This is a genomic window from Streptomyces sp. NPDC037273 (genome assembly GCF_055603625.1).
Genome location: NZ_JBVJVO010000006.1, coordinates 453,032 through 465,624, shown reverse-complemented (window position 1 = coordinate 465,624; position 12,593 = coordinate 453,032). Strand labels below are relative to the sequence as shown.

The 12,593-nt window shown below is 71.7% G+C and carries 11 protein-coding genes and 2 pseudogenes; 8 read left to right on the top strand and 5 right to left on the bottom strand.

The window, feature by feature from the left end; genetic code table 11:
• The 5 genes and pseudogenes from ACZ7G1_RS19695 to ACZ7G1_RS19675 all read left to right on the top strand — a co-directional run.
• Positions 1–255: pseudogene (locus tag ACZ7G1_RS19695) on the top strand (DEAD/DEAH box helicase); the annotation flags it as partial.
• Positions 256–352: 97 nt separating this feature from the next.
• Positions 353–745: a CBS domain-containing protein gene (locus ACZ7G1_RS19690; protein WP_470874408.1), complete on the top strand. Its 393-nt coding sequence runs from the start codon at positions 353–355 to the stop codon at positions 743–745.
• A gap of 661 nt (positions 746–1,406) precedes the next feature.
• Positions 1,407–1,745 carry a MerR family transcriptional regulator gene (locus ACZ7G1_RS19685; protein WP_073908295.1) on the top strand — a complete coding sequence of 113 codons (339 nt, stop codon included), beginning with the start codon at positions 1,407–1,409 and terminating at the stop codon, positions 1,743–1,745.
• Positions 1,746–2,144: 399 nt separating this feature from the next.
• On the top strand, positions 2,145–3,344 hold the full coding sequence (locus ACZ7G1_RS19680) for a PP2C family protein-serine/threonine phosphatase (protein WP_470874386.1): 1,200 nt from the start codon (positions 2,145–2,147) through the stop codon (positions 3,342–3,344).
• Between the two features lie 177 nt (positions 3,345–3,521).
• A pseudogene (locus ACZ7G1_RS19675) lies at positions 3,522–4,075 on the top strand (DUF5994 family protein); the annotation flags it as partial.
• A 228-nt stretch (positions 4,076–4,303) separates the two neighbouring features.
• Here ACZ7G1_RS19675 and ACZ7G1_RS19670 read toward each other — a convergent pair.
• The 3 genes from ACZ7G1_RS19670 to ACZ7G1_RS19660 all read right to left on the bottom strand — a co-directional run bounded on the left by ACZ7G1_RS19670 (position 4,304) and on the right by ACZ7G1_RS19660 (position 8,340).
• Positions 4,304–5,869: an AMP-binding protein gene (locus ACZ7G1_RS19670; protein ID WP_470874384.1), complete on the bottom strand. Its 1,566-nt coding sequence runs from the start codon at positions 5,867–5,869 to the stop codon at positions 4,304–4,306.
• A 79-nt stretch (positions 5,870–5,948) separates the two neighbouring features.
• Positions 5,949–6,842: an alpha/beta fold hydrolase gene (locus tag ACZ7G1_RS19665; protein WP_470874382.1), complete on the bottom strand. Its 894-nt coding sequence runs from the start codon at positions 6,840–6,842 to the stop codon at positions 5,949–5,951.
• A gap of 106 nt (positions 6,843–6,948) precedes the next feature.
• Positions 6,949–8,340 carry a DHA2 family efflux MFS transporter permease subunit gene (locus tag ACZ7G1_RS19660; RefSeq protein ID WP_470874380.1) on the bottom strand — a complete coding sequence of 464 codons (1,392 nt, stop codon included), beginning with the start codon at positions 8,338–8,340 and terminating at the stop codon, positions 6,949–6,951.
• A 196-nt stretch (positions 8,341–8,536) separates the two neighbouring features.
• Here ACZ7G1_RS19660 and ACZ7G1_RS19655 point away from each other — a divergent pair, with 196 nt between their 5' ends.
• Both ACZ7G1_RS19655 and ACZ7G1_RS19650 read left to right on the top strand, forming a co-directional pair.
• On the top strand, positions 8,537–9,688 hold the full coding sequence (locus ACZ7G1_RS19655) for a low temperature requirement protein A (protein ID WP_470874378.1): 1,152 nt from the start codon (positions 8,537–8,539) through the stop codon (positions 9,686–9,688).
• A gap of 39 nt (positions 9,689–9,727) precedes the next feature.
• A complete protein-coding gene (locus tag ACZ7G1_RS19650; RefSeq protein ID WP_470874376.1) occupies positions 9,728–9,949 on the top strand; it encodes a hypothetical protein in 222 nt (73 codons plus the stop codon).
• 30 nt (positions 9,950–9,979) lie between these two features.
• Here ACZ7G1_RS19650 and ACZ7G1_RS19645 read toward each other — a convergent pair whose 3' ends face one another.
• Positions 9,980–10,666 (bottom strand): DUF998 domain-containing protein, encoded by a 687-nt coding sequence (locus ACZ7G1_RS19645; protein WP_470874374.1) that lies wholly within the window; start codon positions 10,664–10,666, stop codon positions 9,980–9,982.
• Between the two features lie 315 nt (positions 10,667–10,981).
• On the opposite strand from ACZ7G1_RS19645, the gene ACZ7G1_RS19640 reads away from it, so the two are divergent.
• Positions 10,982–11,674, top strand: coding sequence for a DUF6585 family protein (locus ACZ7G1_RS19640; protein ID WP_470874372.1), 693 nt, complete (start codon positions 10,982–10,984; stop codon positions 11,672–11,674).
• Between the two features lie 82 nt (positions 11,675–11,756).
• On the opposite strand, the gene ACZ7G1_RS19635 is transcribed toward ACZ7G1_RS19640, so the two are convergent.
• On the bottom strand, positions 11,757–12,551 hold the full coding sequence (locus ACZ7G1_RS19635) for a GNAT family N-acetyltransferase (RefSeq protein WP_470874370.1): 795 nt from the start codon (positions 12,549–12,551) through the stop codon (positions 11,757–11,759).
• Positions 12,552–12,593: the final 42 nt, after the last annotated feature.

Genomic DNA, 12,593 nt, shown 5'->3' with positions numbered 1-12,593 from the left:
ACCCTGGTCACCGCCAACCAGAGGCGCGGCCTGACCCGCCTCATGGCCACCGCCGGCATCGTGCCCCGGACCACCCAGGTCCGCTCCGGCGAGGAAGCGCTCCACCGGATCACCGGCGCCCGGACCCCCTCCGGCGTCCCGGTCACCATCACCGCGCCGACGGCCGAGCCGCGTAAGCGCGGCCCGGTGTCCCGCGGTCGGCGTAGCGCCGCCTCGGCGGCCCGCCGCGCGAGCTCACAGCGGGCCGGCGCGTGAGCCCGCGGCGGTCCGCCGCCCGCCCGGCGGTCCGCAGGTCATGTGAAGGGGAATCCGACTCATCTCTCCAGGAGGCATTTTGACGCTGGCCCAGACTTTGACGCTGGTTCGGACGCAGCCCCACTCAGCGAACGCCAACCCCGTGGACAGGAAGGTGGCCGACCCCACGGAAACGGCCGCACCGCGGGTCGGTGACGACATGACCGTGGAAGTGGCCCTGTCCGTCGTGATCAGTGCCCGCTCGGAGCATCTGCTCATCTGCGACGACGACGGTCTGTGTACCCGGCTGGTCACCCGGGCCCAGCTCGCCGCCGTCCGTGACAGCAGCGCGTACACGGACCGCATCCGGCTGCGCGACATCCCTGGCGACCGCCGGCCGTTCACCTCGCCCCCCACCCGGATCGCCCCGGCCGGACACCCCACGAGGAACCACTGGAGCGCCGCCTTGCCCGGAGCGGCCGGACAAGGCGGAGCTCCGGCGAAGTCCTGAGGGCCATGGCCGCCGCCACCGGAACAGCCGGAGGAGGGCCCGACCCGCACACGTGCGGGTCGGGCCCTCCCGCGTACGACGGGCTTCCCGGCCGAGCTGCGACAAAGGACTACTTCCCCTCTCGACACACAAAAATCTATCTCGGCCAGAGTAGACATTGAGTGGTGACGTGGTTATGGTTTCTCTCGTAGCCCAGAGAGACAAGAAGGCCGGGCAGAGATGAACTGCCGGGCAGCAGTACCCGCAAGTGCGGTTGGCAGGGCGGTGCGGTGGTGGAGTTCCGAAGCCAGGATCGTCAGCAGGACGGCGACGGGACTGACGACCGCACCGGGTGGCCCGCAGTGATCAGGGGCCGCCAGTACCAGCAGTACGCAGTCCCCGTTGGGAAGCAGTTGATAACCGAGGGAAGAACGGAGGGACCGAGCGCCATCAGGATCGCCCGGGCGGAACTCTCGACCCCGGGTACCGCAGGACATCGATAGTGAGGTGGTCTCCGGTCAAGCAATCGCGATCCCCGCGAGCCCGACAGTGTCTCGGTCGGGTCGGCGGAAACAGAAGGCCGGTGCAGTATCAGGACCGGCAGATGGTGTAGTAGTTCCTTCGGGGCCCTGGTGCCAGTACGGCACCAGGGCCCCTCCACGCGTTCACCAGAGAGGTGCAAGTGACAGCAGACGACTCCTTCGGCCGTCTCGACGACGACGACTACCCCGCCTACACGATGGGCCGGGCCGCCGAGATGGTCGGCACCACCCAGGGATTCCTGCGCGCCCTCGGCGAAGCGCGCCTCATCACTCCGCTGCGTTCCGGCGGCGGCCACCGCCGCTACTCCCGCTACCAGCTGCGCATCGCCGCCCGCGCCCGGGAGCTGGTCGACCAGGGCACCCCCATCGAGGCCGCCTGCCGCATCATCATCCTCGAAGACCAGCTCGAAGAAGCCCAGCGCATCAACGCCGAGTACCGCCGCGCCGCCGAATCATCCCCGCCGCCGGCCTCGGAATGAGTCGAGTGAACCCGTCGATCGCGCGGAGCCCTGCTTCGATACGGGTTCCCGCCGTCCTCTCCTGAACAGCTCACCGATCCTGTGGCCCCGCGTGTCCACGACGACATGGGTCCGCCACTCGCGGATGTCCGCCATCGGTCACCGGTTCGGGAAGCACTTCGGCTGCCTGGGTGACGTTGTCCTGCGGCGACGTCCAGTCGGCCATCGTCCCCCGCCGGTCCCCCACGTGCTCCGTGCCTCGTCGAGCGTTGTACCGGCGACCGCGTCCTGTGTGGCGGGCCCGGCCGTCGAGGCGCATCCTGGTGGCGAGATCGCCGGTGGCGGGCCCGGCTCCCGTGCCCGCCGGGGCGCGGCACATGCGCTGCACGGGCCGTCCGCCGCCCTGCGGAAGGGAGCGGGATGACAGTCGGATCGCCCGGGGATCCCGATCGCTCGGAGAGCTTCGGGGAGGAGCTGCTGGGTGGCCTCCTGGACCGGTCCCACGAGCTGCCACCGCATCAGGTCGGGCCGGTGCTCGCCGACACGGTGGCGCGGCTGGGAGGACGGGAACCGCAGATCCTGCTCCAGGACTACGGACAGCAGCGGCTGGTCCCCCTGCCGGGCGAAGGGCTGGCGGACGGCGAACCGCAGGCCATCGACGGCTCCGAGGCCGGCCGGTGCTTCCTCACCTCACGCCCGGTCGAACTCGTACTGCCCGACGGCGTACGGGTCGTGCTGCCCTTGCTGGACGGCGGCGACCAGGCAGGCGTCCTGGCGGTCACCCTGGACGCCGTCGATGACGACGACCGCCGCCTCCTGCGCAGGATCGCCGGGCTGATCGCCGCCATGTTGCAGACCAAGAACAGCCATACCGATCTCTTCTTCCGCACCCGTCGCAGCGAACCGATGAGCGTCGCCGCCGAGATCCAGTGGTCGCTGCTGCCGCCCCTGTCGATGGTGACGCCGCGCGTCACCGTCGCCGGCGTCCTCGAACCCGCCTACGACGTGGCGGGCGACAGCTTCGACTACGCCCTGAACGGGGACACCTTCCACCTCGCCATGATCGACGCCATGGGCCACGGTCTGGACGCGGCCACGATGGCCACCGTGACCATCGGCGCGTACCGGCACGCCCGCCGGATCAGCATCGAACTGTCCGAGATCTACCTCTTCATGGACCGCGCCGTGGCCGAGCAGTTCGCACCCGACCACTTCGTGACCGCGCAGATGATGCGGCTGGACACGAACACCGGCCGCCTCCAGTGGGTCAACGCCGGGCACCCCGCCCCCATGCTGATCCGCGGGCACCGCGTCGTAGGCCGCCTGGACAGCCCCACGACCCTGCCCGTCGGCTTCGGAGGAGCACAGCCACAGGTCAGCGAAGTGTCGCTCGCACCAGGGGATCGCGTCCTCTGCTTCACCGACGGACTGATCGAGGAACACAAGAGCGGACAGGAGGAGTTCGGCGAGGACCAGCTGATCGACTGGGTGAACCAGCTGGAGAAGGCGGACCGAGAGGTACGCGCGGTGGCACGGGACCTCTCCCACACCCTCAAACGGGCACGGGGCGACGCCACTTCGGACGACGCCACGCTGGTCCTGGTCGAGTGGCGCGGATGACCTTCCGGAAATCGCCCGGCGGGAAATGGCCTGGTCAGAGCAGCTCGTCCGGCCGCTGGGCGGAGTACGCTGAAGGTACCGGGAGTAAGTCGAGCACCCGCTCCCACGCGGACGTCGTTTCCGGCGATCAAGACACTGGGCCGCCCTGCAGGGCGGCCCGGAGACGGGTCCGCGTTCATGACCACCACCGTCGCATTCCCTGCTTTCGGCGCGCCTTTCGCTGACGCCGAAGACCACACTCGCCGGCCTCTTGGACGGTGCCTGGTGGCCTCGTTCGCATGACCTGGCCGTCGAAACTTCCGCCTCTGGTCGACGCGCTGGAGGAGCACTTCGGACGCATCACGCGCGTCGCGGTGAACCCCACCCGCTGGCCCGTCGTCCCGCACAAGGTCGCCGCCACCGGGCACACCGTGCACGTCGGCTGGTTCACCGAACAGGATCCCGACAAGATGATCCTGCTCTCGTACGCCGTCGACCGCTGCGACCTCCTGGTGATCCCGCCCGAAACCGAACCCGCCTCAGCAGCACGGCTCATGACCGCCGCCGCCCTCCCCGGCAGCGCCCTGGCCGCCGGCGCCCTGATGTCCGACGAGGCCGCGATCAGCCGACGCATACGGGACACCCGGGACGCCCGCGGCAGCGAGGACGCCTGGGAGACCGACGGCGGCGCGGACCCGGCGCCCCCGCGACACCCGCTCATCGGCGCGCGGATGATCCCCATGCCGGGCAGGACTCGGTCATGGCGACACTCCGCGAGCGACAGGTCTACCGCGAACGGGTCCAACCGCCGCCTGCACCTACCTCGCCGGCGAGGACCTGATCACCGTCGACTGGGAACCGGGCAACACCCCCGCGATGGTCTCCCTCACCCACCAGGAAATCCGCCGCCTGAAGTCGGCGGCCGTGCCACAACGTGCCAGGAGCAGCGGTGAACAACGGTCGGCGGGCGGGGCCGCCGTTCAGGAGAGGGCTCGGCGGAGGGCGTGTTTGTCGGGCTTGCCGATGCTGCTGAGGGGGATGGCCTGCAGGACGTGGAAGGTGTGGGGGACGTGGAGGGGGGTCTTGCGGGCGGCGACGAAGCGGCGTAGGTCGTCGAGGTCGGCGTGGTGGCCGCGGGCGGGGACGATGGCGGCGTGGACGTGCTCCGACGTGTCGTCGTGGCGCATGCCGAAGACGGCGCACTGGGCGATGGCGGGGTGGGCCGTCAGGACCTCCTCGATCTCGCTGGGATAGACCCGGGTTCCGTCGACGGTGATCGTGTCGTGGCCTCGGTCGGCGAGGAAGAGGTAGCCGTCGTCGTCGAGGTAGCCGATGTCGCCGGTGCGCACCCAGCCGTCGCTCAGCACGCGGGCGGTCAGTTCGGGCTGCTTCCAGTAGCCGTTCATGGCGCTGTGGGCGCGGGCGTGGATCTCGCCTTCGCCGCCGTTCGGGAGGACGTCGCCGTGCCCGTCGACGACGCGGAGTTCGACGCCGGGCATGGCGCGGCCGACGGTGATCTGTCCGTGCCGGCCGACGCGGTCGTGTTCTTCGGGGCCCACCTCGGTGAGCCCGAGCGTCTCGTTCTGTCCGTACCAGCTGTGCAGCACCTTCCCGAAGACGCTCTCGGTCTGCCGCAGCCTGGTCGTCGACGCGGGGCTGCCGCCGTAGGTGACCTGCCGGACGCTGGAGGTGTCGGTGGCGGGCAGCGCGGGATGGTCGAGGAGCCGGTGCAGGAGGGGCGGCTGGAGGAACAGCCGGGTGATCCGCTCGCGTTCGATCGCCGCGAGGGCCTCGCCGGGGTCGAAGGCGGGCTGGAGGACGACGGAGCCGCCCTGGAGGAGCGCCACGTCCGCCCAGAGCCCCGCGATGTGCGTGAGCGGCGTACACGCGAGATAGCGGGGCGGGGCGCCCGTGGGGGAGCACAGGTGGTCCAGGGTGCGGCGGTACGGGCCGTGCTTCATCTGCAGGCTCTTCGGCAGCCCGGTCGTGGTGCCGCCGGTGTGGCGGATGCACCAGTCGTCGGCGGGTCCGACGGGCACGGTGACGGGCTCCGACGGCTGCCCGGCCGCCGCCGCGCAGATGTCGTCGGCGTGCGGATGCGGGCCCAGCGTCGCCAGCATCGGCACGTGGAGCAGCGGTTTCAGCCGGTCCAGGTCCGCGTATCGGGTCGGGTCGGCCAGCAGCAGCTCGGTGTCGGCGACGTCCACCAGGTGCGCCAGGGCGTCCGCGTTCAGCCCGTCGTACAGGGGTGTCACGCGCGCCCCGGCCAGGTTGGCCGCGTAGCGCGCGACGAGCGCCTCGGCGGTGTTGCCGGTGAGCAGGGAGACGGTCTGGCCGGGCCGGACGCCGCGCGCGATCAGCTCTCGGGCGAGCCGGTGGACGCTGTCGCGCAGCTCGCCCCCGGTGATCCGCCGGCGGTCGGGGCAGATGATCACGGGCAGGGCGGGCCGGCGCGCCAGGGTGTGGAGGAGGGCGTCCGTGTAGGTGACGAAGCCGTGGTCGGCGGAGTCGGGCGTCACGGCCGTCTCGGGCCGGAGGTCGGACATCGGTGTCCTTCGGGAGTTCGGGAGAGGGACGGGATGAGTGCGGGGGCGGGCTGGTCGTCGTGGGGCGCCGGGGGGGCCGTCACGGGACCAGGGCGGCCGGCCTGGCGTGGTGTTCGACGGGCGTGAGGTACGGCAGGTCGTCGAGGGACTGGTCGGTGAAGAAGCGATCCAGCAGCTCGGACATCTCCGACGGCCGTTCGAGATGGCAGAGGTGGTCGGCGCCCCGGATCAGGGTGAAGACGCTTCCGGCGATGGTCGCGGCGACCTCGCGCCCCAGGTCGGGGTGGGTGAGGCTGTCGTGTTCACCGGTGAAGACCAGCGCCGGAACGTCCCGGACACCCCCGGGCCGTAGCCCCTGCCAGTCGATGACGCGGTACGTCGAGGCGAGATGCCGGGGGATGTCGGCCCGCGTGACCGAACCCATCGTGCGGGAGAGGACACGGGTGACGACCGCGCGCTTGTGGACGTCCCGCTCGGCGGGGGACAACAGGGCCGCGATGCTCATACGGGCGTAGGCGCCGGCGTCACCCGACTCCAGGGCGTCGGCCATCGTCCGCAGCGCGGCGCGCTGGTCCGGCGGGTAGACGGGAGCGGCGCCCACCAGGGCCAGGCGGGCGACGCGCTCGGGATGTCTCTGGGCCAGGCCGTACGCGATCGGCATGGCGTAGGAGGCCCCGAAGACGTTCACCCGTCCCAGGCCCAGCCGGTCCAGCAGGTCCACCAGCGCACCGGTGAGGAAGTCGAAGTCGTACGAGGCGGGCAGCACGTCGGCCGCGCCCGATCCCGGCAGGTCCACGCTGATGACGGTCGCGGACGCCGCCCAGCGCGCTTCGAGCCGCTGGTAGGCGTACATGTCCTGGAAAGCGCCGCCGAGTACGACGACGGGCTCGGTGGCGGGAGCGGCGTTCTCGACGATCCGGCACCGGTACCCGAAGCCGTCGAAGGTGAGGTGACGGATCCTCTCAATGTTCATGCCCGGTCAACAGGGACGTGCGGGCATAGGACACGGGATGGGTGATCATCTGACCGGCCGCCGGTCCTGTCCACCCGCGGCCCGTCCGTAACCCTTCCGGAACCCGTCAGGGCCGCCCTCCGGCCGTCGCCAGAGGCACCGGGGCTGCCGTTCGGCGCCCTGTCAGCAGCGCCGCCGCGATGACGGCGAAGAGCGTGAGGGCGGCCGTCAGGCCGAAGGCGTGAGCGAAGGCCGTGGCACTGTGGCCGCCGCGCTGGAGCAGGACGGCGAGGGCGGCGATACCGAAGGAGCCGCCGAGCTGCTGGAGGATGCGCGTCATGGTGCTGGCGTCCGCGACCTGGGAGTCCGCCAATCCCTGGTAGGCACCGACCGTGACGGCGAGGTTGACGGCGCTCGTACCGAAACCGCGGAGGAACAGGGCGACGGCGATGACCGAGCCCTCAGCCACCGAGGCGGCGAAGGGCCACGTCGCGACCGCGCTCAGCAGCAGGCCGGCCACCACGACCGGACGCGGCCCGATCCTGTCGGTGAGCACGCCGGCCACCCGCGCCGCCAGCGCCCCGACGCCCTGCGGAACCAGCAGGAGCCCGGTGGCGACGACGCCCTTGTCGAGTACGAGCTGGCAGTACAGCGGCAGCAGGAACATCCCGCCGTACATGGTCGAACCGCCGACGAACATCAGCACCGCCGACGCGGCGAAGGAACGCAGCCGGAACAGACCCATGTCGATGAGGGGCGCGCCGCTCCTCAGGCTCCGTCCGACGAACGCGGCGACCAGGACGGCCCCCGCCGCCATCGGCAGCAGCACCCGCCCTCCTCCCCCACCGTCCTGGCCGCCGCACTGCGCGAGCCCGTACACGAGCGCGGTCAGGCCCGGACAGACCAGCACCAGCCCCACGACATCGAGGCGGGAGGCCCGCTGCCGGGGATCCGCGGGCACACCTCGCCAGGCGAGGAACAGCGCGAGCGCGCAGACGGGCAGGTTGACGTAGAAGATCCAGCGCCAGTCGAGATGCCCGAGCAGCAGCCCGCCGAACACCGGCCCCAGAACCGGGCCGAGGAGAGCCGGCAGCGAGACGACCGCGACGAGCCGCCCGACCTGCCGGCCGCCGCTGGCCCGGATGACGATGGTCTGCAGGACCGGCATCATCAGCCCCCCACCGGCCCCCTGCACACTCCTGAACACGACCAGCGACCCGACGCTCCAGGCACAGGCACACAGCAGCGAGCCGACGAGGAACAGGACCAGCGCGCCCAGCCAGACCCGCCGCGTCCCGAACCGGTCACCTGCCCAGCCGCTCACCGGCATGACCATCGCGAACGCCAACAGATAGGCGGTACTCACCCACTGCACGGTCGTCGTCGACGCACCGAGGTCGTCGGCGAGGGTGTCGACCGCGACCGAGACGATCGTGCTGTCGAGCAGCGGAGCGAAGGCCCCCACGGCGAGCACACCGCACAGCCTGAGCAGCGCGGGATCAAGACGTTCCTTGGGCATGTGCCCCCTCGGTCGACACGGATGCACTCCGACGACAACGACCAGGGGGCCGATGCCGTCACGGACCGCGCCGCCCGGTGCGTGCGTTTCCGCAGGTCAGGCAGGTGACAATGACCCTGAGATTGCGCGCCGCGCCGGAGGACCGGATGGTGAAAACCATGCAGAGCCGTCCCGGACCCCGGAGCGACGCACCGGCATGAGCAGCGCGTCGTTCGCCTCCGTGCGCCGCAGCGTCGCGCCGCTGGAGCTGTTCTTCGACCTGGTCTTCGTCTTCGCCGTCGGCCAGCTCGCCCACCACCTGCACGGCGAGCTCTCCTGGCGCGGGGCCGCCGAGACCGCGGTGATGCTCGTCGCCGTCCTCAGCACCTGGGCCCTGACCAGCTTCGACGCCACCTTCCTCGACGTCGCCAAGCCCCGGACCCGGTGGCTGGTCCTGGTGGTGATGGGGCTGGGCCTGTTCATGAACGCCCAGATCCCGCACGCCTTCGCCGACCGGCCGTGGGCCTTCGCGATTCCACTGGTCGTCATCCTGCTCCTGGTCGACGTCTTCGCCGCCGTGACCGCCCCGACCCCCGTCCTTCGCCGGCACTACCGCCGCGTGACGGCCTGGGCCGTCGTGTCGGTGCCGCTGTGGCTGACCGGCGCGGCCATGGACCACGGACCGCGCCTGGCCTGGTGGGCGGCGGCGGCCGCCGTCGACATGCTGGGTGTCTGGCTGGCCCACCCCCTGCCGCGCGACCGGCTCTCGTCCCGAGGCCTGGTCTTCGACGCCGAACACATGGTGGAACGGATCCGCCTGTTCATCATCATCCAGCTCGGCGAGACGGTCCTGACCATCGGCACGGCGATCTCGGGGGCCCCGGTGGACGCGGCGCCCGTGACGGCCGGCCTCGGCGTCTTCGTCGCCCTCGTGTGCCTGTGCGCCAGCTACTTCCAGGGCGGCGAGGACATCCTCGCCCGGCACGTCGCCACCACCACCGACAAACTGCTGCCGGTCCGCCGCGCCGTCAGCGGCCAGTACCCCACCCTGGCCGGCCTCGTCGCCCTCGCCGTCGGCGCCGAACTCGCCATCAGCCACCCCACCGGCCACGGCGGCACCACCCTCAGCCTGCTCCTCTTCGGCGGCCCGATCCTCTACGTCATCACCCAAGCCTGGTGGTATCGCGCCTCCACCGGACAGGCATGGGGCGCCCGCCTCCTCGCCTGCCTCGCCTTCGCCCTCGCCGGCGCCGTCACCCTCCGGCTCCCCCCGCTGGCCTCGGTACTGATCCTCGACGCCATCCTCATCGCCCTGGTCACCACCCTGCGGCAGGTGCACCGCCGGGTTCTCACGGGGATGCGGACGTGAAGGGCCGTGGCGGGTACGCGGGGGCGCATACTGGCAGCAATGACAAAGCCCAGTGCACCGAAGCGCTTTTTGCCCACCAGTCCCTTCAAAGCCCCGGTCGCGCCGCCGCCCAAGGAGTTCGCCGTAGGCGACCAGGTCACGCACGACGTGTACGGCCTCGGCCGGGTGATCGGCATGGAGGACGGGATCGCGGCGGTCGTGGACTTCGGCTCGACGCAGGAGCGGATCTTGAGTCCGTACGCCAAGATGAGCAAGCTGTAGCACCGCCGTGCCCGGTCCGGGCTCCGCAGGTCAGCGGCCCGGGGCGTCGTCGTTGCCCGGCGTCCCCGCGGCCAGACGGGCCGTCACCGTGCTCAGCCACAGGAGGCCGAGGGCGGCGCCGGCGGTGAAGGCCAGGACCGAGGCGGCCGAGGCCATGAAGCCGGCGAGGACGACGGCGGGCACGACGCGGGACGCGAGGGCCCAGCCGCGGAGGCCCCGGGCCGCGAGGGGGCGGGCCAGGACGAAGAAGGCGGCGCACAGGGCGAGGTAGCCGATCATTCCGCCGAACATGTGGACGGCGCCGTGCCCGCTCATCACGGTCGTGTCGGGCGCCCCGGCGGGGAAGCCCGCGCCGGCATCGGCGGGGAAGGCCGCCGCGGCCCAGAAGGAGGCGCCGAAGACGCCGACGAGGGCCGGGCCCCACGTGCTCCCGGGGCCACCGCGCAGCGCCCGGCGCAGTCCGGTCGCGGCGGCGAGCAGCAGAGCGCCGGTGAGCAGGAAGTTCGCCGTCTGGATCCAGCCCGCCTCGCCGAGGGCGAGCTGGCTGATCGCGTTCCGGGTGAAGTCGAAGCCGTCCCGCGCGAAGCCCTGGGCGAGTCCGGCCGCGAGGAACAGCGGCCCCGCCACGACACCGCCGGCCAGGGCCCGCCGCGCCATGGGCCGCGCGGTGGGTGCGGTGGAAGGGACGTGGCGGGGTGCGGTGAGCGTGTCGGTCATGGCGGGGCCTTCCTCGCTGTGTCGTGGTCGCCTGTATGACCGGTGACGCGGAGAAGAGTCATCGCTCCCGCCGGTGTGCGCTCGATCACACGCCGGTCGGGCTGCCTCCCGTGGTTGTCCGGAGCGGCTCTACCGCGCGGGACGCCGCACTTTCATAATGGGGCCCTGGTTTTCCGGGTGGGGGAGGCTTCGGTGTCGTCGGAGGGTCGGGGAACGCGGGTCCCGGAGGCGTTACGCGCCGTGGCGCGGGAGCGGGGGCTGGGGGCGCGCAAGGGGCTCGTGTGGAACGAGCCGAGGCGCTTTCCGTGGGGTGGCGTGCTGCCCGTGGGGGCGCTCGGGGTGTTCCTGGGGTGGGTGGCCGTGTCGTTCGCGATCGAGGACCAGCGGGAGCAGGGGGCCTGGTACTACTCGCTTCCGCTGCTCGTGCTCGCGGCGATCCCGCTGGGGTTCGTCGCATACTTCCTCCTCGTCTGGCTGCTCCGTCCGCACCCGTCCCAGGTCTGGGTGGCCTGGTACGAGCACGGCGCCGTCCGGCACGCCGAGCGTGGGGAGACGTGGGCGTACACCTGGGACGAGATCGCCTCGGTCACCCGGCAGGACGTCAAGGTGACCAACGGGGTCACGAGCGCCACCACGCACCTCCTGAGCATTCGGTCCGAGGACGGCGCCGAGATCGTGGTGGGGGACGAGTTCGGCGGGATGGTCCCGTTCGCGGACGGTCTCGGCGACGCGTTCAGCCGCGCCCGGGTGCCGAGGGACGCGGCCCGGCTTGAGGCCGGTGAACGGATCGGCTTCGGTCCGGTCGACATCGACATGTCCGGCGTCGGGCAGGGCGACCGCCGCATCGGCTGGCGTGAGGTGGAGCGGGTCGGTGTGCGGCAGGGCCGCGTGGAGATCCGCCGTCACGGCGACCGCAAGCCGTGGACGACGCTCCCGGCTCCCGGCTTCCCCAACCTGCCGGTCTTCCTGACCCTCGCCGACGCGCTGCGGCGGCAGCACGGGTCCTGAGGGGCTTTCGGCACCGGCCACCCACGCGGGAACGAAGCCCCGGGTCAGGGACCCGGGGCTTCGTCGTGGTGCGTGACTCCGGCTACGGGGTCGTGGGGAGGGAGGCCCACCAGGTGGAGGGGGCGGCGACGGCGTACCCGAGGGATTCGTAGAGGGGGCGGCCGAGTTGGGAGGCGGTGAGGGTGAGGGGGAGGTGGGAGAGGGTGGTGAGGGAGCCGAGCATGATGGCGCGGCCGACGCCACGGGAGCGGAAGGCGGAGGAGGTGCCGACCCAGTAGTGGCTGCCGATGCCGTCGGCGACGACGCTCAGGCAGGCGCCGGCGGGGGTGCCGTCGACCAGGGCGACGGAGATGTCGACGCCGGGTTCCTCGACGAGGGCCGGGGGGAAGAGTTCGCCGGGGGTGTACGGCTCGAAGCCGGTGAGGTCGAAGCTCTCGATGACGATGCGTTCGGCGGCCTGGAGGTCTTCGGGCCGCGTGGCCGGCGTGACGTCCAGGGACGGTTCCGCCACCAGGCCCGGCTGCCGGAGCATGACCGGCATCTGCCAGTGACGCAGCGGGATGTGGCTGAGGTCGGTGGAGCTGAAGGGGTCCTCGATCGTCACCGGGCCCGCCAACTCGTGGATCACGTCGCCCAGCTCGGCCACTTCGGACGCGTCCAGGTCGGCTTCCTGGATCAGGACGCGTGAGCCGGTGCGTTTGTCGCCGCTCACCGCGACGAAGCCTCGATGGCGGATGACCTCGTGGCCTCTGCTGCGGCCGGTCGCGGCCCACAGCGCGGCCGAGTTGCGGGCCTGGCGGAGCGGGGCGTCGGCGAGGGACACGACGGCGGCGGGGGCGGTCGTGGACTGGTCCGGAGAAGTGGATCTTGTCGTCATTGGGCTTACGGTAGTGCGCGGTTGAGGCCGCACACAGGGCAA